26 protein-coding genes are annotated in these 25,811 nt (G+C 66.3%); 10 read left to right on the top strand and 16 right to left on the bottom strand.

Features of this window, described 5'->3' with window-relative positions; translation table 11 throughout:
• Positions 1 to 39: 39 nt before the first annotated feature.
• Positions 40 to 1,593 carry a hypothetical protein gene (locus tag DLM85_RS08890; protein WP_111477756.1) on the bottom strand — a complete coding sequence of 518 codons (1,554 nt, stop codon included), beginning with the start codon at positions 1,591 to 1,593 and terminating at the stop codon, positions 40 to 42.
• A gap of 207 nt (positions 1,594 to 1,800) precedes the next feature.
• On the opposite strand from DLM85_RS08890, the gene DLM85_RS08885 reads away from it, so the two are divergent.
• From DLM85_RS08885 to DLM85_RS08870, 4 genes are all read left to right on the top strand, one after another.
• Positions 1,801 to 2,409, top strand: a complete 609-nt coding sequence (locus DLM85_RS08885; protein ID WP_111477755.1) for a hypothetical protein — start codon at positions 1,801 to 1,803, stop codon at positions 2,407 to 2,409.
• An 81-nt stretch (positions 2,410 to 2,490) separates the two neighbouring features.
• A complete protein-coding gene (locus DLM85_RS08880) occupies positions 2,491 to 2,709 on the top strand; it encodes a CsbD family protein (RefSeq protein WP_111477754.1) in 219 nt (72 codons plus the stop codon).
• Positions 2,710 to 2,836: 127 nt separating this feature from the next.
• Positions 2,837 to 3,415 (top strand): DNA-binding protein, encoded by a 579-nt coding sequence (locus DLM85_RS08875; RefSeq protein WP_111477753.1) that lies wholly within the window; start codon positions 2,837 to 2,839, stop codon positions 3,413 to 3,415.
• A 50-nt stretch (positions 3,416 to 3,465) separates the two neighbouring features.
• Positions 3,466 to 4,305: a DUF1206 domain-containing protein gene (locus DLM85_RS08870; protein WP_111477752.1), complete on the top strand. Its 840-nt coding sequence runs from the start codon at positions 3,466 to 3,468 to the stop codon at positions 4,303 to 4,305.
• Positions 4,306 to 4,387: 82 nt separating this feature from the next.
• On the opposite strand, the gene DLM85_RS08865 is transcribed toward DLM85_RS08870, so the two are convergent.
• The 4 genes from DLM85_RS08865 to DLM85_RS08850 form a co-directional block, all read right to left on the bottom strand.
• The gene (locus tag DLM85_RS08865; RefSeq protein WP_111477751.1) at positions 4,388 to 5,617 is read right to left on the bottom strand and encodes an NAD(P)-dependent oxidoreductase; all 1,230 of its coding nucleotides are present in this window, start codon (positions 5,615 to 5,617) and stop codon (positions 4,388 to 4,390) included.
• A gap of 239 nt (positions 5,618 to 5,856) precedes the next feature.
• Positions 5,857 to 7,707, bottom strand: a complete 1,851-nt coding sequence (locus DLM85_RS08860) for a vWA domain-containing protein (protein WP_111477750.1) — start codon at positions 7,705 to 7,707, stop codon at positions 5,857 to 5,859.
• A gap of 337 nt (positions 7,708 to 8,044) precedes the next feature.
• Complete coding sequence (locus DLM85_RS08855) at positions 8,045 to 9,013, bottom strand: DUF6745 domain-containing protein (protein WP_111477749.1); 969 nt, start codon at positions 9,011 to 9,013, stop codon at positions 8,045 to 8,047.
• Between the two features lie 16 nt (positions 9,014 to 9,029).
• Positions 9,030 to 9,338, bottom strand: a complete 309-nt coding sequence (locus tag DLM85_RS08850; protein WP_111477748.1) for a hypothetical protein — start codon at positions 9,336 to 9,338, stop codon at positions 9,030 to 9,032.
• Between the two features lie 327 nt (positions 9,339 to 9,665).
• Here DLM85_RS08850 and gcvP point away from each other — a divergent pair, with 327 nt between their 5' ends.
• Entirely contained in the window at positions 9,666 to 12,593 is a 2,928-nt protein-coding gene (gcvP, locus tag DLM85_RS08845; protein ID WP_111477747.1) for an aminomethyl-transferring glycine dehydrogenase, read from the top strand.
• A 103-nt stretch (positions 12,594 to 12,696) separates the two neighbouring features.
• Here gcvP and DLM85_RS08840 read toward each other — a convergent pair whose 3' ends face one another.
• Complete coding sequence (locus DLM85_RS08840; protein WP_111477746.1) at positions 12,697 to 12,987, bottom strand: hypothetical protein; 291 nt, start codon at positions 12,985 to 12,987, stop codon at positions 12,697 to 12,699.
• An 83-nt stretch (positions 12,988 to 13,070) separates the two neighbouring features.
• On the bottom strand, positions 13,071 to 13,358 hold the full coding sequence (locus tag DLM85_RS08835; RefSeq protein WP_111477745.1) for an SH3 domain-containing protein: 288 nt from the start codon (positions 13,356 to 13,358) through the stop codon (positions 13,071 to 13,073).
• Positions 13,359 to 13,574: 216 nt separating this feature from the next.
• On the opposite strand from DLM85_RS08835, the gene DLM85_RS08830 reads away from it, so the two are divergent.
• Both DLM85_RS08830 and DLM85_RS08825 read left to right on the top strand, forming a co-directional pair.
• Positions 13,575 to 14,177 (top strand): DUF4136 domain-containing protein, encoded by a 603-nt coding sequence (locus DLM85_RS08830; RefSeq protein ID WP_111477744.1) that lies wholly within the window; start codon positions 13,575 to 13,577, stop codon positions 14,175 to 14,177.
• Between the two features lie 71 nt (positions 14,178 to 14,248).
• Positions 14,249 to 14,905, top strand: a complete 657-nt coding sequence (locus DLM85_RS08825; RefSeq protein ID WP_133256979.1) for a hypothetical protein — start codon at positions 14,249 to 14,251, stop codon at positions 14,903 to 14,905.
• A gap of 65 nt (positions 14,906 to 14,970) precedes the next feature.
• Here DLM85_RS08825 and lipA read toward each other — a convergent pair whose 3' ends face one another.
• A complete protein-coding gene (gene lipA, locus DLM85_RS08820) occupies positions 14,971 to 15,876 on the bottom strand; it encodes a lipoyl synthase (protein WP_111477742.1) in 906 nt (301 codons plus the stop codon).
• 176 nt (positions 15,877 to 16,052) lie between these two features.
• Positions 16,053 to 16,835, bottom strand: a complete 783-nt coding sequence (locus tag DLM85_RS08815) for a hypothetical protein (protein ID WP_133256978.1) — start codon at positions 16,833 to 16,835, stop codon at positions 16,053 to 16,055.
• Positions 16,836 to 16,945: 110 nt separating this feature from the next.
• Here DLM85_RS08815 and DLM85_RS08810 point away from each other — a divergent pair, with 110 nt between their 5' ends.
• Positions 16,946 to 17,353, top strand: coding sequence for an OsmC family protein (locus DLM85_RS08810; RefSeq protein WP_111477740.1), 408 nt, complete (start codon positions 16,946 to 16,948; stop codon positions 17,351 to 17,353).
• A 227-nt stretch (positions 17,354 to 17,580) separates the two neighbouring features.
• Here the strand turns inward: DLM85_RS08810 and ytxJ are convergent, their stop codons facing one another.
• The 4 genes from ytxJ to DLM85_RS08790 form a co-directional block, all read right to left on the bottom strand.
• A complete protein-coding gene (ytxJ, locus tag DLM85_RS08805; protein WP_111477739.1) occupies positions 17,581 to 17,922 on the bottom strand; it encodes a bacillithiol system redox-active protein YtxJ in 342 nt (113 codons plus the stop codon).
• On the bottom strand, positions 17,922 to 18,245 hold the full coding sequence (locus tag DLM85_RS08800) for a hypothetical protein (RefSeq protein WP_111477738.1): 324 nt from the start codon (positions 18,243 to 18,245) through the stop codon (positions 17,922 to 17,924). Before DLM85_RS08800 ends, ytxJ begins: the two co-directional genes overlap by 1 nt.
• 78 nt (positions 18,246 to 18,323) lie before the next feature.
• On the bottom strand, positions 18,324 to 18,659 hold the full coding sequence (locus tag DLM85_RS08795; RefSeq protein WP_111477737.1) for a hypothetical protein: 336 nt from the start codon (positions 18,657 to 18,659) through the stop codon (positions 18,324 to 18,326).
• A 138-nt stretch (positions 18,660 to 18,797) separates the two neighbouring features.
• Positions 18,798 to 20,777, bottom strand: a complete 1,980-nt coding sequence (locus tag DLM85_RS08790) for an alpha-ketoacid dehydrogenase subunit alpha/beta (RefSeq protein ID WP_111477736.1) — start codon at positions 20,775 to 20,777, stop codon at positions 18,798 to 18,800.
• Positions 20,778 to 20,906: 129 nt separating this feature from the next.
• Between DLM85_RS08790 and DLM85_RS08785 the strand changes: the two genes are divergently transcribed.
• A complete protein-coding gene (locus DLM85_RS08785; protein WP_111477735.1) occupies positions 20,907 to 22,373 on the top strand; it encodes an ArnT family glycosyltransferase in 1,467 nt (488 codons plus the stop codon).
• 340 nt (positions 22,374 to 22,713) lie between these two features.
• On the opposite strand, the gene DLM85_RS08780 is transcribed toward DLM85_RS08785, so the two are convergent.
• Positions 22,714 to 23,169 (bottom strand): hypothetical protein, encoded by a 456-nt coding sequence (locus DLM85_RS08780; protein WP_133256977.1) that lies wholly within the window; start codon positions 23,167 to 23,169, stop codon positions 22,714 to 22,716.
• A 195-nt stretch (positions 23,170 to 23,364) separates the two neighbouring features.
• Here DLM85_RS08780 and DLM85_RS08775 point away from each other — a divergent pair, with 195 nt between their 5' ends.
• Entirely contained in the window at positions 23,365 to 24,648 is a 1,284-nt protein-coding gene (locus tag DLM85_RS08775) for a M16 family metallopeptidase (protein WP_111477733.1), read from the top strand.
• A 189-nt stretch (positions 24,649 to 24,837) separates the two neighbouring features.
• Here the strand turns inward: DLM85_RS08775 and DLM85_RS08770 are convergent, their stop codons facing one another.
• Both DLM85_RS08770 and DLM85_RS08765 read right to left on the bottom strand, forming a co-directional pair.
• Positions 24,838 to 25,299, bottom strand: a complete 462-nt coding sequence (locus DLM85_RS08770; RefSeq protein ID WP_133256976.1) for a hypothetical protein — start codon at positions 25,297 to 25,299, stop codon at positions 24,838 to 24,840.
• 131 nt (positions 25,300 to 25,430) lie between these two features.
• Entirely contained in the window at positions 25,431 to 25,766 is a 336-nt protein-coding gene (locus tag DLM85_RS08765; RefSeq protein WP_111477731.1) for a hypothetical protein, read from the bottom strand.
• Between the last annotated feature and the right edge of the window lie 45 nt (positions 25,767 to 25,811).

The following is a 25,811-nucleotide window of genomic DNA, read 5'->3' as shown; positions in this document are numbered from 1 at the left end:
AAAAAAGCCCGCTCCTGAATCAGGAGCGGGCTTTTTTCGTTAGGCGGACACCGGCAGGGCGGGCGGCTGGGCCGCGGTCAGCTCCATCAGCACGTCGTAGTAGGGGCGGCCCATCATGCGGGCGCGCAGCCAGGCGTAGAAGCTTAGCGCCTGCAGGTCTTCGCGCTCCAGGGGCAGGAAGCGCGGCATTTCGGCCACGCGGGCGGCAAAGGCCGGGCGGCTGGCCACGGCCGGGTCGTCGAGGATGTCGCGCACCAGGGCCAGGTAGCTGAGCACGTAGCGGTAGGCGCCGCCGTCGGGCCCGAACCGGTCGCGCACGAGGCGCTCCACGGCGCGCAGGCGGTGGGTGGCCACGTCGGGGTTGCCCATTTCCAGCTGGGTCAGCAGCTCGCCCAGGTTTTTATTGAGCAGCCACTCCACGCCCATGGTTTCCTCGCACCAGTGGTCGGAGCGGCCGATGGTGAGCAGGGTGTGGGCCGTGCGCTGGTACTGGCCCTCGGCGAAGTAATGGAAGCCCAGGCCGAGGCGGGCGGTGAGCTGGTCGCGGGGGGTAAGGGCGTGGGTGCGCAGCAGCTCCTCCACCAGCTGAATGCTCTCGGCGTTGCGGCGCAGGAAGGCCAGGTTGGCGGCCAGCAGGAAGATGTAGCGGGGGTAAAACTCGTTGTAGTGGCTGCGCGGGCCGCTTTCGATGAGGCCGCGCAGCTGCTGCAGCGACTCCACCGACTCGGGGAAGCGACGGTTGCGGTACTGCGCGTGGGCAATCATGTAGAGCAGGCCGAGCTGGTACTCGCGGTGGGCGGGCTGGAAGCCGTGGCGTTTCTCCATCAGGTGGTAGCAGCGCCGCACGAAGGGCTCGAAGGAGGCGAAGTCGCGGCGCACCAGCATGGCCGAGCGGGCAATGGAGAGCAGGCGGTAGAGCAGCGAGGGGCGGCGGCCGAAAGCGTCCTGCAGGTCGTACTCGCGCAGGATATCGTGCATGATCTGGTCGAAGGCCACCACGCCGCCCGAGCGGCCCTGGGTGCGGGCCTGGCGCAGGCGGGCGCGCATCAGGCTGTAGGCAATGGCGGCGCGCTCCTCTTCCTCGGCGGCGGGCTTGTTGCGGTTGCGGCGCCGGATGATTTCCTCCAGCGGCTCGGCGTGCTCCCCGTGGGCGTGCTCGATCTGCAGGTTGTACACCGTGTTGAGCAGCTCGTATTGCTCGTTCTGGCTGGCCAGCTTTTCGGCCTTGCGCAGGGTGGCCCAGGCCAGGCGCGGAATGCCCGCGTCGAAGAGGTACTGGGCCAGACTGAGCTGCCCGCGCACGGTGCTGGCGGCCGTCAGGTCCTGGTCGCGTTGCTTCAGGAGCAGGAAATCGGTGACTTGCCGCAGCAGACGCTTGCGCAGGGCGTAGTAGGCGGTGGCGTTGGGCTCGGCGGGTGGGTAGAGCTTGGCCAGCAGCTCGGCGGTGCTGTACTCCTGCTTGTGCCAGAGCAGTTCGCAGAGCTGCGCGTCTTTGCGGCCCTTCTCTTTGCGGCGCTGACGCTGCAGAAAGCGCAGGAATTCCTTCCGGTCGTCGGGCGAGAAGGTGGCGAGGGTGGTGCGTAAGTCGTCCATGACACTGCCAAACTACGGCATTGCGGCCGCCCGAAGGCAAGCGGGGCGAAAAAACCTGATGTCCCTGCCACCACATATAAATGTGAGCCAGACAACCATTCAGTACGAAAAAACACTTTGCTGAAAAGTCAGACTACCGGGCATTTCGGCGCCCGAAGCCGCTCCGGCCCCGGTAGCTTCCCAATGGTAATCAGCCCTCCCGTATCCATGCATCTTCGGCTTTCCTTCCTGCTGCTGAGCCTGCCGCTGCTGGCCGGCGCCCAAGCCCCCCCCGATTCTACCGTCACGGCAACGTCCGTCGTCGCGGCGCTGCCGGCCGCCGCCGTCCCGTCGCCGCCCGCGGCGTTGGTCGCCGCGGCGGCTTTACCCGATACGCCGCGGGTGGCCCTGAGCGCCCCCGACACCGCCCTGGCAGCCCTGCAGCGGTTATCGGCAGCGGCGCGGGAGCAGCGGGGCCGCGCCGACGCCAAGCGGCATTTTCGCCCGTCGAGGGCCATCTTCTGGGGCAGCTTCGGGGCGGGCTTTGTCACGCCGCCGGCGTTTATCGTCACCGCCAACCCGGCCGTGCTGCTGCCGCTGGGCGGCGTGGCGGTGCTGGGGGCCGTCGGGCCGAGCCCGGAACGAATCCGGGCCAGTGCCCCGCGGCCCCAGCTGCTGCGCGACGCCGACTACCAGCGCGGCTACGTGCGCAAGGCCAGCAACAAAAAGGTGAGCCGGGCGCTGGTGGGCTGGGGCGTGGGTGCCACTACGGCAATGGTGGCCGTGACCGTGGCCCTGGTTGCCCTATTCAGCGGGGGCATCAGCTTCGGGGGCTGAGCCCGGCCGGCCACAACCCCCAGCTCGACCATTGCGTACACCGGCTACCATCTTTCCTCACCCCAAAACACCACACCAACCATGGATCTGAACAACAATAACATCGACGACGCAACCGAACTGCGCGCCCGCAGCAACTGGAACGAAATCAAGGGCCAGACCAAGCAGAAGTGGGGCCAGCTCACCGACGACGACCTGACCTACGAGGAAGGCCGCCAGGACGAGTGGTTCGGCCGCCTGCAGGAGCGCACCGGCGAAACCATCGACGACATCAAGAACTGGTTCCGCCGTACGTTCTAAGCGCGGTTCGTCGTCACCGACAACCCGTTGCAACGCCCCGTAGCCCGTGCTGCGGGGCGTTTTTTTCATCCGGCGCGGTGCGCCCTGCCCACCCGACGCGTATATTCCTCCGGCTATCCGGTACCTCATGCGCATTGATTCCGCCGAGCTCTATACCCTGGGCAACAAAGCCCTGTTTAAGCTCCCCAAAACCGCCTTTTTCTGCTCCCGCGACTACCCCGCGGCCATTGAGCGGCCGACGTTTCTGTGGGCCATGGAACAGCGCTACCGCGGGCACTGCGTCGTCTCCGGCTTTCACTCGCGCCTGGAGCAGGCCGTGCTGCGCTACCTGCTGCAGGGCCACTGGCAGCCGGTAATTTACGCCCTGGGGCGGGGCATTCAGCCCGGCACCCGCTTTGAGTACGAGGCCGACATTGCGGCCGGCCAGCTGCTGTTCGTCACGCCTTTCGAGCCCGGCGTGCACTCCGTCACCCAGGACACGGCCGACATCCGCAACCTGCTCATCGCCGATCTGGCCGACCAGTTCTTTATTCCCTACCTGGCGCCCGGCGGCAACCTGGAGCGGCTGCTGCGCTCCGACACCATCCGCGAAAAGCCCATCCTGACGCTCGATTTGCCCGAGAATCAGCCGCTGCTGGCCCGGGGCGCCCGGCTGTACCGCCCCGGCGGGGTGCTGGGCCACGCGCCGCGGCCCGCTCAGCCATAAAGGCCGCGGTTTGCGTATGCCGGAAGGACCAACCTAGCTCCTTCGTTTCCATGGCAACGCTTTCCTCTTCTATTCCGGCGCATCTGCCCACCTCTCCGTCCGACGGCCTGCGCGCGTTGGCGCGCTTCGGCTTCGCGGCCAAGGGCGTGGTGTACGGTATCCTGGGTGCATTGGCCGTCATGGCCGCCACCAACGTCAGCGGCGGCCGCACCGCCGACAAGCAGCAGGTGCTGCAAACCATTCAGGCCATGCCGCTGGGCCGCTGGCTGCTGGGCCTGGTGGCCTTCGGGCTGGCCGGCTACGTGGTGTGGCGCTTCGTACAGGCCATCCGCGACACCGAGGGCAAGGGCAACAGCGCCAAGGGTATTGCCACTCGCCTCGGCTACGCGGGCTCGGCCCTGGGCTACGCGGCGCTGGCCTTCGTGGCTGGCAAGGCCGCCTTCGAAAACACCAGCGCCGCGGCCGGGGGCGGCGACACCCGCCAGACCTTCGTGGCTACGCTGCTGGCCCAGCCCTACGGGCAGTGGCTGGTGGGCGCCGTCGGGCTGTTCGTCATCGGCGTGGGCGTATACCAGCTAATTCGGGCTTATTCGGGCTCGTTTGCCAAACACGTCAACCACAGCCAGCTGCCGGCCGCGCAGCAGCGCCTCGTGTACCGCGTGGGCCAGCTCGGCTACACGGCCCGGGGCATTGTGTGGGGCATTCTGGGCTATTTCCTGGTGCAGGCCGCCCGCCACGCCAACGCCAACGAAGCCGAAGGCACCGAGGGCGCGTTTGACTTCCTGGCCTCCATCGGCCGGGCCCCGCTGCTCATCGTGGCGCTGGGGCTGGTGGCCTACGGCCTCTACATGCTGGTGCGGGCCAAGTACCCGATTCTGCGCGGAGTATAAGATAAGGTAAGAGGGTATGGGGGTGGGAGGGTATGAGTTGTGCTCGGTAACTCATACCCTCCTACCCCCATACCCTCTTCCCCTACAGCGCCAGCACGTCCGCGCCCACGTAGTCGCGCAGGTACGCGTAGCGCGGGGTCAGCTGGCCGGCGCGGGCAATGGTGGCCCGCTCGATGATGCCGTCCGGGTCGGGGCCGAAGAGGTGGGGAAACACGTTGTCGATGAGCTGGCGGCCGAAGTCCCGCGAGGCGTTGCGCGGCAGCTCGCAGGGCAGGTTGTCCACGGCCATGACGGTCAGGTTCAGCGGATGCGAGTACGCCGCCTCCAGCTCGCCGGTGCGCGGGTTGTAGTCGAAGGCCGGGTCGGGGATGCTCGTGCTGCGCTTGGTGACGGGGATGGAGCCGTCGATGTCGCAGGTCACATCGGCAATGGTGTTGATGCGGAAGTTGGGCCGGCGCGTGTCGTCCTCGGTGAAGAGCCGGGGGGCCTTCGGGTCCCAGTAGGCGCAGGCGATGAGCAGGTCCGTCACCGGCAGGTACCGGTCGAACGTCGACATATACTCCTCCGGGTGGTGGTGGAAGTCGGGCGTGTCCCACACGCGGCCGTCCTTGCGGGCGTTGTAGTCGGAGGAGCGCAGCTGGGTGTACACGGGCTCCGCGAAGTCGTGGTAGAGGTAGTCGTACACGCTCACCCGCCGGATGCCCATCTTATCGAGCACCTGCAGGGCGCCCTGGGCTACGCGGCCCGAACCCGTCACGGCCATCTTGATGGGCGGCAGGGCCTTCACCTTGAAGTATTCCTCCTGCATGTCGTCGAGGTCGGTGCAGAGGTAGGCGGGCTTGAGCTGGAACAGGCCGTGCTTGCGGCCGTAGGTGAGCAGGCCGTTGTAGGCGCCCACCACCCCGGCCCAGTAGCCGAAGGCCACGATGCGCTCCTCGCGGGCGTTGGTCAGCACCTCGTAGTCGATGAGCGTGATGTTCTTCTGGAGCACGGCCCGCAGCAGCTTGCGGTTGGCCGGCTGCTTTTTGATGGTGTGCGAGAAGAACATGTACGTCTTATTCGCAATCAGCTGCTCCACGGGCACTTCCTTCACCCCGAGCAGGATGTCGCAGTCGGCCACGTCGGGCTGCACCCGCAGGCCCAGGTCGCGGTATTCCTGGTCTGCGTAGCTACGAATGTCGCTGCTTTGCACCACCACCTGCACCTGCGGCCAGGTTTGCTGCACTTCCGCGCACTTTTTGGGAGTGAGCGGCACGCGCCGGTCGACGGGAATCTTGCCTTCGCGGATCAGGCCGAGCTTGAGGGTAGTCATGGGGAATGCAGAGTCGGAGTGGGGAAAGACAAAACTAGAATTTTTGCCCGGAGCAGGTTGGCCGAGGTCCGACCTTAACCGAATGGTAGCACAGGAAAAAGGCCCCACCGAGTCGGGCGGGGCCTTTTGGGTATACCGATCCATGAAGAACTGTCATGTCGAGCGAAGCGAGACATCTGGGCCAGGACGCCTGACGTTTTCACCCGGATGTCTCGCTTCGCTCGACATGACAACCCTGCTCACACCGGCTGCACGAAGCGCTTGATGTCGCCGCTGGCAATGTAGGACTTGCCGTCGGGGGCGGTGTTCACGTGGTCGACCACGTAGAGCGTGTTTTCCTGGCGGATGTCGCGGGGGAAGCGCATGTTCCAGTCCGGCTCGAATCCGTCGCTGACGACGCGGGCGCGCAGCTTGCTTTTATCCTTCACCACCTGCACCAGAATGCCACCGCCCACCGTGTCGGTTTCCTGCAGGTCGGCCAGCGTTTTGGGCGTGCGCGCCACCGCGGCGGAGGCGCTGCTGGAGCGGCTGCGGCCGCTGCCCCCGGCCGAGCGGCCGGCCAGCGGGTCGGTTTCGCCGGGGCGCACGAGGCGGGTGATGGTGCCCTTGGCGCGGTAGAAGGTCCCGTCCTGGCTGGTTTCCAGCGACTCCACCAAATAGTGGGCGCCCTCGGCGCGCAGGTCGCGGGGAAACTGCACGTTCAGGTCGGCGTACCCGTCGCTCATCACCTTCATGCGCAGCTTGCCGCCTTCGCGGAAGCACACCAGCTCCACGCCGCCGCCGGCCGCGTCGGTTACCACCGGCAGGGCGTAGGCGGCGGCGTCCACGCTCACGCCCCGGCCCGCCAGCGCCTGCCGCGACTGGCGGCCCTGGAAAGCCTGGTCGCGCAGCTCCTTGCGGCTGGCGTTGTCGAGGTGGCGCTTGGCAATGCGCTCGGCGTAGTGCGTGAGCTGGTCGATTTCCTCGGCAATGTCGAAGTGCTCGTGCAGACCAGCAGCGGTCAGGTCGGCAATAACCTGGCGCAGCAGGGCTTCGGCCTCGGCGTGCTGGCCGGCGTCGGCCAAGTCCACGGCCCGCTCCTTGTCGCGCCCGATGCGCAGCAGGGCCAGGTCGAGCGTCACGCGGCTGTCGGCGGCGGCGGCCACGGCCTCGATGGCGCCGGCCGTCACCTGCACCGTGTACTCCCCGCTGACGGCCTCCACCGCCCCGTTGCGAACCACGTCGGCCCGGTAGCTGACTTTCAGCAGGTCGTGCGGGCCGGCTTTTAGGGCCGGGATGCTCAGCTGCAAGCCCAGTAGCTTGTCCTCGTTTTCGAACACGTCGCCGAGGCGCACCAGCAGCTGGCCGTCGGCCTGGGGCTCGGTGCGGGCCAGGCTCAGCACATCGTCGATTTTCACGCCGGCCAGGGGCGCCAGCGTGACGGTCAGGTTCTGGGCGGCCACGGCCTTGAGGCTGTCCAGCTCGGCGGCAAACACTTCCGCCGCGTCGTCGGGCGACTGAATAAAGTAGAAGTTGCCGCCGGCAGCCCGGGCCATCCCGATCAGCAAGTCCTCCTCGAAATGCTCCCCGAAGCCCAGCGTGGTGGTCGAAATGCCTTCCTCCGCCTTCTTCGCCGCGGTGCTGATGAGCACTTTCGACTGCGTGATGCCCGCGTTGGCCTGCCCGTCGGTGAGCAGCAGCACGCGGTTCACTTGGTTGTCGGTCAGGTGCCGGGCCACCAGCTCGCAGCCGCGCAGCCAGCCGCCGCTCAGGTTGGTGAGGCCGCCGGCCCGGATGCCGCCGATGATGCGCTTGATGGCCTCCTTGTCGGTGACGAGCTGGGCATCGAGCAGGGTGTCTACCTGGTCGTCGTACACCACGATGCTCAGCCGGTCCTCGGGCTGCAGGCGGTCGACGAAGTTGGCGGCGGCCTGCTGGGCGTAGCGCAGGGGCACGCCGGCCATCGAGCCGCTGCGGTCCAGCACCAGGGCCACGTTCAGGGGGCGGCGCTGGGGGTTGGGCACGTCTTCGCGGAAGCTCAGCAGCAGGCTGGTGGAGTCGGCCGTGTTTTCGAGCAGCACGGCCTGCGCGGGTTGCTGGGTAATCTGCATGGGCAAGGTGTTGGGGTGGAAAAGAGGCGCAGCCGCCCGCGGCGGGGCGGCGTAGTTTTCACGTACGAACGACCGGGTCGGGGGTTAAGCCCGACCGTAGCGCGGCCAAGAACGGTATTCCGCAGGAAATAGCGCTATTACTATATAAATCACGTTGCGAAGCGGCCTGACGCCGGGAGCTGGCCGCAGTTGTAGCGCGGGCTTGGCTACGCAGCCCGCGTCCGCCCGATAGTAATTTCTCGTCAGACGGACTACCGCTCTACAATATCGAACGAGCGGAGGCGGGCGAAACCGAAGGTCGGTGCAGCCAGGCCCGCGCTAAATCATGCCGACCCGCTCAGGTTTCGATGAGCGGTCGGTAGTCCTGCTCGTTGTCGAAGCCGGCCAGCCAGGCGGCGGCGCGGCGGCAGGTACGGATGTGCGGCGGCACGCGCAGCACGTAGTGGTGGCCCGTGGAAGGGCAACTCACCTTCAGGGCGTGAATGGGCTCGTCGTCGGTGAGGGGCACGCTCAGCAGCTGCCGCTCCCCGCCCGCGTCCCGGTCGCGGTCGAGCACCAGCCCGCCCAGCTCCTGCACAAACCGCTCCAGGCCCATGCGGTCGATGAGCACCCGGCGGTGCGTCACGTTGCGCACCTGCAGCAGGTCGATGGCGCGTAGCTCGTCGGGGCGGAAGGCGGTGCGCTCGTCCACCGAAGTGCCCTGCCAGCGCAGGGGCACGCGCAGGCCGGCCGGCAGCCCGCTGAGGCCGCTGCCGGCCACTTCCAGCCAGTGCGTAAGGTGCAGCCCGGCGGGCAACTGGCGCAGCTGCGGGCAGTTGCGCACGTCGAGCGAGCGGGCGGTGAGGCGCTCCGGCAGCCGGTTCAGGCGCGGGTTGTTGCTCAGGTCGAGGTGTTCCCGCACCAGCCAGTCGCCGTCGATTTCGCGCACGGCCGTACCCGAGGCCCGCACGTTCACGGCACGCAGGCGCTCGGGCAGCAGGTCCAGGTTGGGGCAGTCGCGCACGTCGAGCTGGGTGCATTCCAGCGAGCGGGGCAGCTCACGCAGCCGCGCTTCGCCGCGCAGCCGCACCGGCCCGCTCACCACCAGCGCCGCCGGCATCCGGCCCGCCAGCAGCAGGGCCCGCACCTGGTCGGGGCCCACAACCAACGGCGCCTCCGCACTGCCTGCCGGTGCTACCGGGGGCCGCAGGAAGGCTGGCTGCGGCTCCATAGCTACCGGCAGCGCGGGCGCGGCGGGCGGCAGCGTGGGCGGCGTGGCAGTGGCGGGGCGGGCGGTCTGGCGGCCGCGGGCGGTGATGCGGAACATGGCAGAGGCGTTTGGGTTAGTCGACCACCGTGCGGATGGCGTCGGGCGAGTACTCCCGCTGTTGCCATACGCGGTACACGCCGGTGGGTAGCGTGATGGGGCGGTGCTCTTCGTGGATCAGCGTGGCCGCAGCCGCGGTTACCTGCAAGTAAACCAGGCGGCCGTGATTGAACAGCCGGGCCGCCCCGGCTTCGCGGATGCGGTGGGCGTGGCCGGTGGCTTCGCCGTGGGCGAGGATGAGGCCGGACTGAGGTACGGCCCCGGCGGGTAGAGCGGCCACGGCCCCAATTAGGACGTCGCCGTGGCGGTAGAGCGGAGTGTTCATTGCTAAAAAATTTGGTTGGTTATCAGCCCTAATGCAGTCCTCAAGAGAGCTTCTGCCCCCTAACAACACCCTAATTTACTATAAATTTTAGCAAAAGGTTATGCCCTGTACCCTGACCTATCTATAATATTGATTTACAGCATATAATAATCACCCTTGCCGTTACTATTTTCATTAGTAGAAGTCATTAGCCGAATCGCTCCATAGAAGTGCAGAGTCGCTGCACTTTTTGCCGCCAGAATGGTTTAAGCATGAAGCCTTTTCGGCCTACCTTTGTCGGGCCCGTCACCCACGGGCCCATTTCCCGCCAACCCATCCGTTTCCCATATGAAGTTGTCCTTCAAGCCCGCCGACGTGTTTGTTGACCGCCACAACGGTCCCGACGCGGCGGCCGTGGCCGAGATGCTGCGCACCATCGGCGTCGAATCGGTCGACCAGCTCATCAACGAAACCGTGCCGGCCCGCATCCGCCTGAAGCACGAGCTGAACCTGCCTGCCGCCCTCACCGAGCGGCAGTTTTTGCATAAGTTCAAGCAGATTGCCGGCCAGAACAAGGTGTTCCGCTCCTTTATCGGCCTCGGGTACCACGACACGCAGCTGCCCCCGGTGATTCTGCGCAACATCATGGAAAACCCCGGCTGGTACACGGCTTACACGCCCTACCAGGCCGAAATTGCCCAAGGCCGCCTCGAAGCCCTGATCAACTACCAGACGATGGTAATTGATCTGACGGGTCTGGAAATTGCCAACGCCAGCCTGCTCGACGAGGGCACCGCCGCCGCCGAGGCTCTGCACATGTTCCACGGCCTGACCAAGAAGAAAAACGCCACCAAGTTTTTCGTTTCCGAGCAGGTGCTGCCCCAGACCATCGACGTGCTGCGCACCCGCGCCACGCCGCTGGGCATCGAGCTGGTCGTGGGGGACCACCGCACGGCCGACCTCGCCGACGAAGCCCTGTTCGGCGCCATCGTGCAGTACCCCGCCGCCGACGGCGAGGTGTTCGACTACACCGACTTCATCACCCAGGCCCACGCCAACGGCATTATGGTAGCCGTGGCCGCCGATTTGCTCGCCCTCACCCTGCTCACGCCCCCCGGCGAAATGGGCGCCGACGCGGTGGTGGGCAACTCGCAGCGCTTCGGGGTGCCGCTGGGCTACGGCGGCCCGCACGCCGGCTTCCTGGCCACCAAGGATGCCTACAAGCGCGTGATTCCCGGCCGCATCATCGGCCAGAGCGTCGACGCGGCCGGCAACAAGGCTTACCGCATGGCCCTGCAGACCCGCGAGCAGCACATCCGCCGCGAGAAGGCTACCAGCAACATCTGCACCGCGCAGGTGCTGCTGTCGGTCATTGCCGGCATGTACGCCGTGTATCACGGCCCGCAGCGCCTCACCCAGATTGCCTCGAACGTGCACCTGCTCACCCGCCAGCTGGCCACCGGCCTGCAGGAGCTGGGCCTGGAGCTGAACGCTGAGCACTACTTCGACACGGTGAGCCTCGCGCTGGAAAGCGCTGAGCTGAGACAGGCCCTGAAGACGGAGCTGGAAGCCAACGGCATCAACCTGCGCTACTTCGGGGAGAGCAGCGTGGGCATTTCGCTGCACGAGAAAGCCGAAGCCGAAGACGTGGCCGACATCCTGCGCGCCTTCGCCAAGGTGCTGGGCAAGCCCGCCCCGGCCGCGGCCGAACTGGTAGAGGCCCCGGCCGATCTGGAGCTGAACTGGCCGAAGTCGCTGATTCGCACCTCGGAGTTTCTCACGCACCCGGTGTTCAACACCCACCACGCCGAGCACGAGCTGCTGCGCTACATGAAGCAGCTGGAAAACAAGGACCTGAGCCTTGCGCACTCCATGATTTCGCTGGGCTCCTGCACCATGAAGCTCAACGCCACCGCCGAGATGATTCCGGTGACCTGGCCCGAAATCGGTCAACTGCACCCCTTCGCCCCGCGTGAGCAGGCCCAGGGCTACGCCGAAATCTTCAAGGACCTGGAAGCCTGGCTGTGCGAGGTAACCGGCTTCGACGCGGTGAGCCTGCAGCCCAACTCGGGCGCCCAGGGCGAATACGCCGGTCTGCTGGTGATTAAGGCCTATCACGAAGCCCGCGGCGACTTTCACCGCAACGTGGCGCTGATTCCGGCCTCGGCCCACGGCACCAACCCCGCCTCGGCGGCCATGTGCGGCATGAACATCGTGGTGGTAAAGAGCACCGAGCAGGGCGAAATCGACCTCGACGACCTCAAGGAAAAGGCCGAAAAGCACTCGGCCAACCTGAGCTGCCTGATGGTGACCTACCCCTCGACGCACGGCGTGTACGAGGAAAGCATCATCGACATCTGCCAGCTGATTCACGAGCACGGCGGCCGCGTGTACATGGACGGCGCCAACATGAACGCCCAGGTGGGCCTGACTTCGCCCGCCAACATCGGCGCCGACGTGTGCCACCTGAACCTGCACAAGACCTTCTGCATCCCGCACGGCGGCGGCGGCCCCGGCGTGGGCCCCATCGGTGTGGTGGCCGACCTAGCGCCCTACCTGCCCGGCCACGTGGTGGTGGATGCCGACGGCCGCTCGGGCGGGGCCGTGTCGGCCGCGCCCTGGGGCTCGGCCAGCATCCTGCCGATCAGCTACGCCTACATTGCCATGATGGGCGGTGAGGGGCTGAAAGCGGCCACGCAGACCGCCATTCTGAACGCCAACTACCTCAAGGCCCGCCTGGAGGAGCACTACCCGGTGCTCTACACCGGCTCCCAGGGCCGGGTGGCCCACGAGATGATTCTGGAATGCCGCCACTTCAAAAAGGCCGGCATCGAGGTGGAAGACATTGCCAAGCGTCTGATGGACTACGGCTTCCACGCGCCCACCGTGTCGTTCCCGGTGGCAGGCACGCTGATGGTGGAGCCCACCGAGTCGGAAGGCAAGGAGGAGCTGGACCGCTTCTGCGAGGCCATGATCAAGATCCGCCAGGAAATCCGCGAAGTGGAGGAAGGCCGCGCCGACCAGAAGGACAACCCGCTCAAGCACGCTCCGCATACCGCCGCCGTGCTGCTCGATGCGGAGTGGACGCGCCCCTACTCGCGCGAGCAGGCCGCCTACCCGACAGATTTTGCCCGCCGCTACAAGTTCTGGCCCTCCGTGTCGCGCATCGACTCGGCTTTCGGCGACCGGAACCTGATCTGCGCCTGCACGCCCATCGAGGCCTACGCCGACCAGGAGGAGCACCTTGTGCCCACCGACAAAGGCCCGTCGTACTAACGGCGCAGCGGCGCTGAGCAATCGGCCCAAAGCAACGGCCCGGAACCAGCTGGTTCCGGGCCGTTGTGGTTTTAGGCGTTGGGGTGGTGGAAGGCGGTGGCGGCTACCGCTTAAAGCAGGTGCGGTACATGTAACCGGTTTCGGTTTTGCCCGCGTTGGTGGCGCGCACTTTTACGAAGTACTGGTCGACGGTGTCCATCACCTGCACTTCGGTGCCCGAGGTAATGGCCATGAGCTGGGCAGATTCCTTTTTCATGCCGTCGTAAAGCGGGCAGTCCACCACGGTGTTGCGGGCTACCGGGGCGTTGTTGCCGCGGTTGGAGGTGCCGTCGTCCTTGGCGGCGCTGCAGGCGGCCAAGCCGAGCAAGGCCAGAAAAAGTAGAGTTTTGGGCATAGGGGGTGGATTGTTTCGGGAATGTAGCGAAATGCCGGAGCTATTGCGCTTTTTATTTTCGCCCTACCGCAACCGTTTTCAGCTCAGGGCGCGGCGCTCAGGCAGGCCCGGTACATGTAGCCCGACAGCACCTTGCCCTTTTTGCTGAACTGGGCATACACGAAATAGGCATTGTTGGCCGAGTCAGTTACCTGCACCTGCGCCCCCACCGGCACGATGGAGAGCATGGGCGACTGGGTGCTGGGCCGCGTGTAGAGGCAGCAGACGGTGCCGGTGGTGCGGTCGGCGGCTTTCTGCGCCAGCGGCGGAATCTGGGCCGTAGCCGCGGGCTGCTGCGCGAATAGCAGGTGCGTAAGGAGAAGCAATAGCATGTGGGGCGGGAAGGCAGGACGGGAAAAGGACCTCTAATCTGCTGAAAAAAATGCACTTAATCAAAAGAAAATTGGGCCGAATATTTCCACTTACCTGCCCAGAATCCAACAATCCGGGAACGGGCAGCCCCGGCCCGATGTTGAGATAGTAGCCCCGAAAAACCAGCTTGCTGATGCCGGCAACGCAGTTTTTGGGCTTCCTCACTTCGCTATACCATGCAACGCTTCACCCAATTGTTTTCCCGTCCCCTCGCCCTGGCCACCGTTGGCCTGGCGCTGCTGCTGGGCGCGGCCGGCTGCGCCACGGTGCCCCGCGTGGGCGTCACGTCCGACTTCGACCACGCCGTCAACTTCCGGGCCTACAAGACCTGGGCCTGGTACCCGGAGCAGCCCTCCGACGCCGAAGGCGGGCCCGCCAAGGGCTACAACTCCTTTTTCGACCAGCGCATGCGCCGCTCGGTGGAAGCCGAAATGGTGCGCAAGGGCCTGACCAAGGCCGATAAAAACCCCGACGTGTACGTGGCCTACTCGGCCCGCGTGGAGGACAAGCAGCGCACCGCCAACCCCGGCTACTACGGCCCCTACGGCTACCCTTACTGGGGCTACTACGGCCTGGGCCGCCCCTACCAGACGGTGCAGGACTACAAAGCCGGCAACGTCATCATCGACATCGTGGACGCCAAGCGCAAGGCGCTGGTGTGGCGCGGCTACGGCCAGAGCCAGGTAGACCAGCAGACGCTGTCGGAAGTGGAAGTGAACCGCCTCGTGACCGGCGTGCTCGGCGACTTTCCGCCCACCGATAACACCGCGCGCCGCTAAGCCACGCAACGTTTTGCCCCGCAAAAGCCTCATCGGAGTCCGATGGGGCTTTTTGCTTTATTTCCGGTTTGATGATTCGACGCGCTATTTCTCTGACTCTGCCCCTGCTGATGGCCGCCCTCAGCGGCTGCAATGCCCTGTACGCCGGCCTCATTATGGGTATGCACGACACGCCGCCCCACACGCCCGCCCGCCTCGCCGCCGACGTAGCCCGCTACCAGGTGCCGGCCGGCCAGGTGGCGGTGCTCGACACCAGCTACCTGCGCTTCGTGCGGCACCAGGCGCGGTACGCGCGCACCTACGAGGCGGCCAAAAACCACGGCCAGCTGCTGCAACTGCTCTATTTTGACGACGCCGGCCAGCTCGTGTCGTTTCACATCAACTGCTACGCCTCGCCCCAGCTGCCCAGCCTGAACCTGAACTGGAACCCCGGCGGCCGGCTCAATACCTTTCCGCCCGCCTCGCAAACGCCGCCCGACCAGCTGCTGTCGTTTGCGCAGCTGCTCACGTTTCTGCGCACGCCGGCGGGGCAGCCGCTGGCGCCGGCGCAGTTTACGGTGCCGCCGGGCGGCTACCGCGTGGTGGTGTTCTGGAGCCACACCATGGGCCGGCAGACGCGCATCCTGCTGCGCGAGCTGGCCCAGAACCTGCAGCACGTGCCACCCGGCCAGCCCGCCCCAATGGTGCTCTACGTCAACAACGACGCCTACCTGGGCCTACTTGACTAAGCGCGAAGGGCCCGGCTTCACTGCTGAAACCGGGCCCTTCGGCAATGCTAAATGCGGCAGGCGGCCTAGATGGGCACGTTCACGTGCCGCTCGGCGTGGTAGGAGCTGCGCACCAGCGGACCGCTCTCCACGTACTTCAGGCCGCGGCGCAGGCCTTCTTCCTTGTAGTGCGCAAACAGGTCGGGGTGAATAAACTCGGCCACCTCGATGTGGCGCTTGGTGGGCTGCAGGTACTGGCCCAGCGTGAGAATGTCGAGGCCGTTGGCGGCCAGGTCATCGATGGCCTGGTACACTTCGTCCTTGGTCTCGCCCAGGCCCAGCATGATGCCCGACTTGGTGCGGCGGCCAGCTTCCTTGGTGCGGCGGATCTGCTCCAGGCTCCGGTCGTACTTGGCTTGGGGGCGCACCAGGCGGTAGAGGCTGCCCACCGTTTCCATGTTGTGCGACACCACTTCCTGCCCGCCGGCAATCATCGTGTCCAGCGCGGCCCAGTTGGCTTTCACGTCCGGAATCAGCGTTTCGATGGTCGTGGCGGGCGACAACAGCTTGGTCTGCACCACCGTTTCGTACCACACGCCGGCGCCGCGGTCCTTCAGCTCGTCGCGGTTCACGGAGGTAATTACGGCGTGCTTCACGCCCATCAGCTTGATGGCTTCGGCCACGCGGCGGGGCTCGTCGAGGTCGTACTCGGTGGGGCGGCCGGTGGCCACCGCGCAAAACGAGCAGGAGCGCGTGCACACGTTGCCCAGGATCATGAAGGTGGCCGTGCCGGCACCCCAACACTCGCCCATGTTCGGGCAGTTGCCCGATTCGCAGATGGTGTGCAGCTTGTGTTCGTCCACCAGCTTGCGCACGTTGGCGTAGGCCGGGCCCACGGGCAGCTTCACGCGCAGCCAGTCGGGCTTGCGGGGCTTGGCCGGCGCCTGAGCAGCTTCAGGCTGAATGACGGGTAAGGTCAGGAGAGTATCCATCCTACAAAGGTAAGCGGTAGCGGGTTGCGGCGCAGCACCGAATTGCCGGCCGTGCCCGGTAAACAGCGCAGCCCGCCTGCTAGTTGCAAACCCGGCCGCCGGGCCCGAAAAAGCCCGTCGCCGGCCGCCCTTGCGGGTTCGGCCGGCGACGGGCGTTGGTAGTGGCAGCGCGGCGGCTACTTGCGCGAGCCGATGTAGAGCGTCACGTACACCGAGTTGAAGAGGTTGTTGTTGAGCCGGTTTTCCGGCACCCCTGTCACGTTCATCGTCACCAGGCGCTTGGTGTAGGCCTCGACCAGAAATCCGGCCTCAATGCCCGCCACGGCGTCGCGGTAGCGGCCGTACTCGAAGTTGAGGGCCCCGCGCAGGTGCGCCCCCACGTTGGGCTTCACGTTGCCGATGCCCGAGAAGATGGGTGCCCGGTCGTAAATCTTGTTCTGCTCGTAGTGCTTGACCGGGTCGTACTGCTCGGCCCGGATGTCCTCGCGCGGGTTGGGGTTGCTCTGCGGGTCGGGCTTGGGCGTGTAGTCGTAGTAGATGTAGTAGGGCAGCAGCAGCCCGATGGACGGCCCCGCCCCGAACATGGCATCCACTTCCACGCCCGATTCGGCTGCTTTGCGGAACAGGGTACGCTGCACGCCCACGGTGGGGCGCAGGGCGAAGAGGTAGTTGGTTTTGCCCTGCACGTACACCCCGCCGATGCTGTTCTGAATGCGCTGCTCCTTGCGGCTTTTCACCTCCACGCCTTCGAGCAGCCAGAAGCGGGCCCAGTCGTCGTTGAGGCGCCGCGTCGAGCGCACGGCCACCCCGCCGATCAGGCCGGCGTTGGTGTTCAGGTTGATGCCATAAGTAAATTCCTTCTCGTAGCTCGGCGCGTCCTGGGCCTCCTGGGCCTGGGCGGCAGATGCGACCAGCAGCGCGGCCGGGAGCAGGATAGCGGAGTAAAAAAACGGGCGCACGGCAGCAGAGGCGGGCAGGAAGGAAAACAAACGCGCGGCCAGCCACTCGGGGCCAGCCACTCCGAAAGTACGTAAATTTGAGCGCATCCGTCTGTAGTTTTTCTGAATTTATGAGCACTGCCACCGCCCGGTACGCCGGCCAGCTGCGCACCGACGCTACCCACGTAGCCTCGGGCACCACCATTCACACCGACGCCCCGGTCGACAACCACGGCCGCGGCGAATCGTTTTCCCCCACCGACCTGGTCAGTGCCTCCCTGGGCGCGTGCATGATGACCATTATGGGCATCGTGGCGGAGCGCCAAGGGCTGGACCTGCGGGGCGTGACGTGGAACGTAACCAAGCATATGGCCGCCGAGCCGCGCCGCATTGCCGAAATCGAGGTGGCATTTCAGATGCCCACCGCGCTTTCGGCCAAGGAGCGGGCCACGCTCGAAAACGCGGCCCGCACCTGCCCGGTGGCTCTTAGCCTGAACCCGGAAATCCGGCAATCGGTTCAGTTCTCCTACGAAGGCTAAAGCGCTTCGTTACAGCCGGGTTGCGCCCTCTAGGAGCAGCCTTCATGCAGAACGTCATTCCGAGCTTGTCGAGGAATCTCGCGTGGTTGATCGGATAGTATTCTTCTCGTTCAACGAGGAAATTACTACCGGACATCAGCACGCGAGATTCCTCGACAAGCTCGGAATGACGTTCTGGTTTTTATCGCGAGGACGTGTCGAATTATCGTCCTACGGGCCTGAGTTGCTTAGGCGGCTACCTTTTTCTTCACCTCGCCGAGCTGAATGCTCATGTGCGAGGCGTCGTAGCTGCACTCGCCGTTCTGGATCAGCAGCAGCTGGGGCGACTGGTGCTGCACGCCGAACTGCTCGGCAATCTGGTTGGACACGGGGCGGTAGCGCAGCAGGTCGAGGTAGTAAATCTTCACGTCCTGGAGGCCGGCATCGGACCATTGGCGCTCCAGGCGGCTTTTGGCCATGGCGCTGATGGAGCAGCTGGTGCTGTGCTTGAAAATAACGACGGGGTGCTCAGCCGATTCGCGCACGATGTCGGCGAGTTGCTCGGGCTGGGTCAGGGGAGTCCACTGCATCACTGGGATTCTTTGGGTTGTTTTTTGGGCTTACGGGTCGTGACCATTTTTTGGTCGCTTACCCGCGGCGTGCCCGTATTGTCGAAGCGGTAACGGCTGCTGCCCTCGGGCAGGTTCCGCTCGGGCGTTTCGCCGGGGCGCAGGTCGCGCTTGTCTACCGCCAGGTGCGACTGGCGCAGGTCTTCGGGCGCCTGGTACTTCCGGGCGGCCTTCAGCGACTTGCGCGCGGCGCGCTTCTGCGACACAAACTCGGTTTGGGCGGCGGCGGGCAGGGCGCTCAGGCCCCAGAGCAGCAGCCCGGCAACGGCAATACGAATCAGCATACGAGGAGCAACAACGGATGGGAGGAATAGTGCATTTTAGCTGTACGCACCGCGGGCCGGCAGGGGCAGATCAGCCGGCTAAAACGGCAAGGTGATGCCCAGGAAGCGGCGCTGGCCGATTTTCTTCTTGAGCTTGCGGCGGTTCATCTTGGGCTTTTTGAGCAGGCCGTTTTTGTCGTAGCTGTTTTTCTGCACTTTGGCCGGTTCGACTGCGGCGTCGGTGCTGGAGCCGTCGGCGGCTTCGGTGGCGTCGGGGTCTTTTTTCTTGGACTTCTTGACTTTCACCACCGGCCCCTTGGGGTTGGGAATGCGGTAAGGATGGAACAGGCGGCACCCGCTCAGCGCGGGGCCGGCCAGCACCACCAGCACCAGCAGCAGCCAGCTCAGCCGGCGCAGACGCAGAAACTCACTCACAGGGGCAGCGGGGTAAAAGCGGATTAGTCCGAAAAATACAAAGGGACTTTTAAAAGGAGCCAGGAGCCAGGAGTTAGGAGCCCAAATGTCCTGCCGGCACACTCCTAGCTCCCGACTCCTGGCTCCTGGCTCCTCCTGCTAATACGCCCGCAGCTTCTCCACGCACTGGCGCAGGCGGTTATCGGCCAAGAAGTTGTGCTCCAGGTTCGGGGCGAAGGGAATGGCCGTATCGAGCGAGGCCACGCGCTGAATGGGCGCGTCGAGCTTGGTGAAGCAGTGCTCGGCAATCCAGGCGCCGATTTCGCCGCCGATGCCGCCGGTCAGGGTGTCTTCGTGCAGGATGATAACGCGGCCGGTTTTCTCCACCGTTTGGCGCACGGCTTCTTCGTCCCAGGGCAGCAGGGTGCGCAGGTCCAGAATGTCGCAGTCGAGGTTCATTTCCTCGGCCAGCTTAGCGGCCCAGTGCACGCCCATGCCGTAGGTGATGATGCTCAGCTCGGAGCCTTCGCGCGCCAAACGAGCCTGGCCGATGGGCAGGGTGTAGTAGTCGTTCGGCACGGGGCCCGAGATGCTGCGGTAGAGCATCTTGTGCTCGAAGAAAATGACCGGGTTCGGGTCTTCGAGGGCGGCGCAGAGCAGGCCCTTCGCGTCGTAGGGGGTGGCGGGGTACACCACTTTCAGGCCCGGCGTGTGCACAAACCAGGCTTCGTTGGACTGCGAGTGGAAGGGGCCGGCGGCCGAGCCAGCGCCGGTGGGCATGCGCACCACCACGTCGGCGTTCTGACCCCAGCGGTAGTGGCTTTTGGCCAGGTTGTTCACAATCTGGTTGAAGCCGCAGGTCACGAAATCGGCAAACTGCATTTCCACCATGGCCTTTTTGCCGCGGATGCTCAGCCCCAGCCCGGTGCCGATGATGGCCGACTCGCACAAGGGCGTGTTGCGCACCCGCGCCTTGCCGAACTGGGCCACGAAGCCGTCGGTAATCTTGAACACGCCGCCGTACTCGGCAATGTCCTGGCCCATGAGCACCAGCTCCGGGAACCGCTCCATGCTCTGCCGCAGACCGTCACTGATGGCATCCACGTAGCGGCGCTCGGTGGTGGGCGCGTCGGGGGCGGGCGTCTGGTCGGGGGCGTCGAAAGGGCGGTACATGTCGGCCACTTCCTCCCGCTCGTCCACCTGGATTTCCGGCGTATCGAATACTACGCGCCAGGCCTCGTCGATTTCGTCCTTGATGGTGCGGCGGTAGCGCTGCTTGGCTTCCTCATCGAGCACGCCCTGCTCCAGCAGCCACCGCTCGAAGTTCTCCACCGGGTCTTTCTGGGCCCACTCCTCGAACAGCTCCTGGGGCACGTACTTGGTCCCGCTGGCCTCCTCGTGGCCGCGCATGCGGAACGTGAGGGCCTCCAGCAGCACCGGGCGCGGGTTTTGGCGCAGGTCTTCGGCCAGGCGGCGCACCGTGTCGTACACCTCCAGCACGTTGTTGCCGTCCACCTGCACCGCCTCGATGCCGTAGGCCGGGCCCTTGTTGATGAAGAAGCCGTGGCGGAACTGCTCGTTGGAGGGCGTGCTCAGGCCGTAGCCGTTGTTTTCGACGATGAAGATGACCGGCAGCTGCCACACGGCGGCCACGTTCAGCCCCTCGTGGAAGTCGCCCTCGGAGGCGCCGCCGTCGCCGGAGTACACCACCGTCACCTTGCCTTCGTCGTTGAGCTTGGAGGCCAGGGCAATGCCGTCGGCCACGGCCAGCTGGGGGCCCAGGTGGCTGATCATGCCCACGATGTGGTGCTCGTTGGTGCCGAAGTGGAACGACCGGTCGCGGCCCTTGGTGAAGCCGGTTTTCTTGCCCTGCCACTGCGCAAACAGGCGGTCCAGCGGCAGCTGCCGGCAGGTGAACACGCCCAGGTTGCGGTGCAGGGGTAGAATGTACTCATCCGGGTGCAGAGCCAGGGTGCTGCCCACCGAAATAGCTTCCTGCCCGATGCCCGAAAACCACTTGCTCACTTTGCCCTGGCGCAGCAGGATGAGCATTTTCTCTTCGATCATGCGCGGCTTCACGAGGCCTTCGTAGAGGCGCAGCAGGTCGTCGTTGGAGTAGTCTTTGCGGTCGAATTGCATGGGGTGGAAGGGGTTCGGGGGAAAGTGGCGGCAAAGGTAGAAGTTCCGGGGCAGCGGCCGGTTGACGGCCCGCGTTTATGCCGTAAGTTGGGCCCGCTGTCTGCCGCCTCCCACCAATTCGTCCCGTTTGTGCCCCGCCTGCTTGCCCTGCTGGCTTTGCTCCTGACCCTGGGAGCCGCCGGTTTTCTCCTGTTCTGGAAGCTGGGCGGCCTGCCCGTGCAGCAGTGGGACGAGTGCCGCACCGGCCTCAACGCCCTGGAAATGCTGCAGCGTCGTGAGTACCTGGTGCCCTACTACCAGGGCCAGCCCGACCTCTGGAACGCCAAGCCCCCGCTGCACCTGTGGCTGCTGATGCTGAGCTTTTCGGCCCTGGGGCCCACCGAGCTGGCCCTGCGCCTGCCCGCCGCCCTGGCTGCCCTGGCCACCACCGCGCTGGTGTACGCCGCCGGCCGCCGCTGGCTGGGCAGCCCCGCCGCCGGCCTGCTGGCTGCCCTCATCCTGGTCACGGCCGGGGGCTTCACCGCCCTGCACGTGGCCCGCGCCGGCGACTTCGACGCCACCCTCACGCTCTGGACCACCCTAGGCACGCTGGCCTGGCTGGGCTACCTGCAGACCGGCCGCGCCGGGCTGGCCGGGGCCACGGGCGGCAGCTTCGCGCTGGCTTTCCTGACCAAGGGCCTGGCCGCGCTGCTGCCGGGGCCGGGCCTGCTGCTGGCCGTGTGGGCCACCGGGCAGGGCCGGCAGCTGCGGCGGCCGGCGCCCTGGCTGGCGGCGGGCCTGGTGCTGGCCGCGGTGGCGGGCTGGTACGGCCTGCGCGAGGCCCTGGCGCCCGGCTACCTGGCCGCCGTGCAGCAGCACGAGTTGCGCCTGGCCACCGAAAACGTGGAAAACAACGGCCAGCCCCTGCTCTGGTATGTGGGCCGCCTGCTGGAGTTCAACTTTTCGGCCTGGCTGGCGCCCGCGCTGCTGGCCGTAGCCCTGGCCTGGCGCCGCCCCGACGGCAGCCCCGCCCAAGGGCTGGTGCGCGGCGCGGCCGCTGTGGCGGGCGGCCACCTGCTTGTTCTCTCCCTCACGCGCACCAAGCTGGCCTGGTACGATGCCCCGCTGTATCCGCTGCTGGCCTTGCTGGCCGCCGCTGGCATCGGCTGGGCGGCCCGGGCCCTGGCGGCGCACTACCGCTGGCAGCCCCACCCGGCCGTGCTGCTGGCGCTGCCCCTGCTGGTAGTGGCCGGCCCCTACGCCGACCGGATGGCCCACCTGCGGGAGCTGCAGCAGCGCCGCCTCGAAAACCCCACCCTGCTCTACGGCCGCCACCTCACGGCCCAGGCCAGCCAGCAGCCCGCGCTGCGCGAGTATCTGGTGGCCACCGACAGCCTCTACAACGACAGCCCCGAATTCTACCGCGTGGCGGCCCAGCTGCGCTACGGGCACCGCAGCGGCTGGGTGCAGCCCGAGTTTGCGGGCCGGCCCGAGCCGGGCACGGTGGTGGTGGCCTGCGGGGCCGCCGCCCGCCGCCCCTGGCTGGCTCGCTACCGCACCGAAACGCTGCTACAAACCGATTCCTGCGTAACGCTGCGGCTGCTGGAGCGGCGCTGAACCGGGTTGCGCCGCGGCCGTAGCCGCCTACGCGAAGCCACGCCGCGGGCCACCCAGACGTCTGGCTTGAGCAAACCAGCCCTGGGCCTGCCGCACCCCGGCTCACGGCCCCTGCGCACTGCGGCGGGCGCTGCTGGGCCGGCCAGAGCGGCTCTCGATGACCGTTGCCGTGGCCGGAATCACCGACTCGGTCGTTCCGATGACCAAACCGGCGGTGGCAATCGGTAAATAGCGGTCCGAATCACCGTCCCGCTCGTTCCGATCAGCCAAACGGCCTCCGCTGCCACCAGAACGGCGGCAACGAAGGCTGCTGGCGTGGCTGGCCGGGGCTTGGTCCGGATTAAGCGGGGCTGGCGGCTTTGGCAGCCTTGGCGGCCTTGCGGGCGTTGGGCTTGGCGTAATAGGCGTTGATATCCTGGCGCAGCTGCCCCAGTCCGGTGGTTTCGCCCTTGCCGGCTTCGCTGTCGGCGTGCACGTTGTTGACGTGGAACAGGATGTCGGAGCCGAGCACGTTCAGGGCGTTGTCGAGGCGGGTCAGCTCGGGCGCGAGCTGGTTGCGCAGGGCCACCAGGGCGCGGTAGCCGGCAATCTTGGCGCGCAGCAGCTCGGCGTCGGCGGCCTGCAGGGCCAGGTCGGCCAGAGGCAGGCGCTCGGGCGAGATGGTGGCGGAGGTAAGCAGGCTTTCGGGCTGCTGGGGCACGAAGGCCAATTTGCCTTGCAGGGCCTTGACGGCGGCGCGGGCGGCCGTCAGCTCGGCGGCGGCTAGGGAAGCGGTAAACTGGTTGCCTTTGGGCATGGTAATCAACAGGGTAAATAGATTGAAAAGAATCGAGTGGGTCGCAGCCAGTTAGCCAAAGTCAGAACCTGAAACAAGCCACCACTTTCTATCTTCGCCGCCCGCGCCGGCCCGGCGCAGCAGGTTGGCCCAGCCGAACCCGGCGGCGTTTTCGTAGGTTATTCCCCTAGTAGCCGCCCCTCTCCTATTGCCACTATGATCAACTTCCAGGAATTTACCCTGTCGAACGGCCTGCGCTGCCTTGTGCACGAGGATTTCACGCAGCCCATGGCCGTGCTCAACGTGCTCTACAACGTCGGCTCGCGCGACGAGGACCCGGCGCACACCGGCTTTGCCCACTTGTTTGAGCACCTGATGTTTTCGGGCTCCGTGAACATTCCGAGCTACGACGAGCCGCTGCAGCGCGTGGGCGGCGAAAACAACGCCTTCACCTCGCCCGACATCACCAATTACTACCTCACCCTGCCCGCCCAGAACATCGAAACCGCGTTCTGGCTGGAATCGGACCGCATGCTGAGCCTGGCCTTCTCGGAAAACGGGCTGGAAGTGCAGCGCAAGGTGGTGGTCGAGGAGTTCAAGCAAACCTACCTGAACCAGCCCTACGGCGACGTGTGGCTGAAGCTGCGCCCCCTCGCCTACCAGCAGCACCCTTACCAGTGGGCCACCATCGGCAAGGAAATCAGCCACATCGAAAACGCCACCATGCCGCAGGTGCGCGCCTTTTTCCAGAAGCACTACTCGCCCGCCAACGCCATTCTGGTAGTGGCCGGGCACGTGAGCCTGGCCGAAGCCCGGCAGCTGGCCGAGAAGTGGTTCGGGCCCATTCCGGCCGGCACGCCCTACGAGCGGCAGCTGCCGCCGGAGCCGCGCCAGACCGAAGCCCGCCTGCTGACGGTGGAGGCCGACGTGCCGCTGAGCGCCCTGTATAAAGTGTACCACATGCCCGCCCGCACCGACGACGACTACTACGCCGCCGACCTGATGAGCGACGTGCTGGGCCGCGGCAAATCGAGCCGGCTGTACCAGCGCCTGGTGAAGGAGCAGCAGCTGTTCAACTCGCTGTCGGCCTCGGTGATGGGCTCGTTGGAGCCGGGCCTGCTCGTGGTCAGCGGCAAGCTCAACCAGGGCGTGGACCTGGCTCAGGCCGACGCCGCCGTGGAAGCCGTGGTGGCCGAGCTCAGCGCCGCCCCCATTGAGGCCGAGGAGCTGGAAAAGGTGAAAAACCAGGCCGAAGCCAGCATCGTGTTCAGCGAAGTGGAGCTGCTGAACCGCGCCATGAACCTGGCCTACGCCAAACTCATGGGCGACGCCGACCTGGTCAACCAGGAAAGCGCCCGCGTGCAGGCCGTGCAGCCCGCCGACGTGCTGCGCCTGGCCCGGCAGGTGCTGCGCCCCGACAACTGCTCGACGCTGCGCTACCAGGCCCGCCCGCGCGAAGCCGCCGAAGTGGCCGCGGAAGCGGAAGAAACCCTGGCCTAAGCCGCCCCGCCCCGGCGGCCCCCGGAACCGGCCGCCGCGGCGCATTGGGGCCGGCCGCCGGGCCGGCGTGCCGATCGGCGCCGTGCAAAATCCAACAAAAAAAGCCCTTCCCGCGGCGGGAAGGGCTTTTTTAGGTATTGACCAGGGGTCAGAGCCGGTTGGCGGCAACTCCGGCGCCGGGGAGGCAGGCTATTCGCGCGGGCGCATCGAGGGCTTCTGCTCGATGGGGCGGCCGCGGTAGTCGTAGCGGGTGCGGCTCATCGGGCGCAGGGCCGAGCCCGGCGCTACGCTGGTGCCCTCAATGGGGCGGGCGTCGTTGGCGGCGCCCCCGCCGATGCCGCCGCCGAAGCCGCCCGAAGCGGAGCCGGCAGCGCCCGTGGCCGTGGGCGCGGCGGGCGCCGGGGTGGCTTCGGCCGGCGCCGTAGCGGCGGCGGGCGTGCCCGCGTCGGCGGCTACGGCCGCTTTGGGAGCGGCCGCCTTCGCGCTGGCGGCTTTAGGGGCGGCGGCCTTCTTGGGCGCGGGGGCGCCCCAGCCGTCGTTGCTGGTGCTGCCCCAGCCGTCGTTGGATTTGGAAGATTTTTTGGTGGTCTGCGCCTGCGCCTGCACGGTCATCAGGCCCAGTACCAATCCGAGTAATGCCAACCGTTTCATGGTCTGAGTCTTAAGAAAGCGTGGTGAGAAGTAATGGAGGTAGTAGGGGCGTCGAACGGCCTGCTTTTCGGCGGCGTTCGGGGCGCGTTTTGCTGCTGGTTTCCCCCGAACCCGCCGTCGGCGGAAACAGTTCAGCGGCGCTTGGTTTTCCGGGGGGTGGTGGCTTTGCCGCCGGCCGAGCTGGAGCCCCGCGCCGACATGGAGGTGGCCTGGCCCTTGGTGGTTTTCACCGGCGTGGACGTGAGCTTGGCCTTGGGCTTAAGCGGGCGGCCCATGTAGTCGGTGGTGAGGGCCAGGGGACGGCCGATGCGCATGCCGGGGGCCAGCTTCACGTCGTCGGAGGACTTGGGCTGGGTGCGGGCGCGGGTGCCGCGGCCGCTGTGGGCCTTGCGGGTCTGGGCCTGGGCCGCATCGGCCGCGGCAACGAAGAGCACGAGCAGCAGGGGAAGTAGAAATCGGCGAAGCATGGCGAGGGGCGTGGGGAGGTGAAGAGATGAAACAACCCGGCGGGG

The sequence above is a fragment of the Hymenobacter edaphi genome, from assembly GCF_003258365.1.
GTDB lineage: Bacteria > Bacteroidota > Bacteroidia > Cytophagales > Hymenobacteraceae > Solirubrum > Solirubrum edaphi.
Note: the sequence above shows the minus strand (reverse complement) of the source record. Positions and strands in the feature narration are given on the sequence as shown.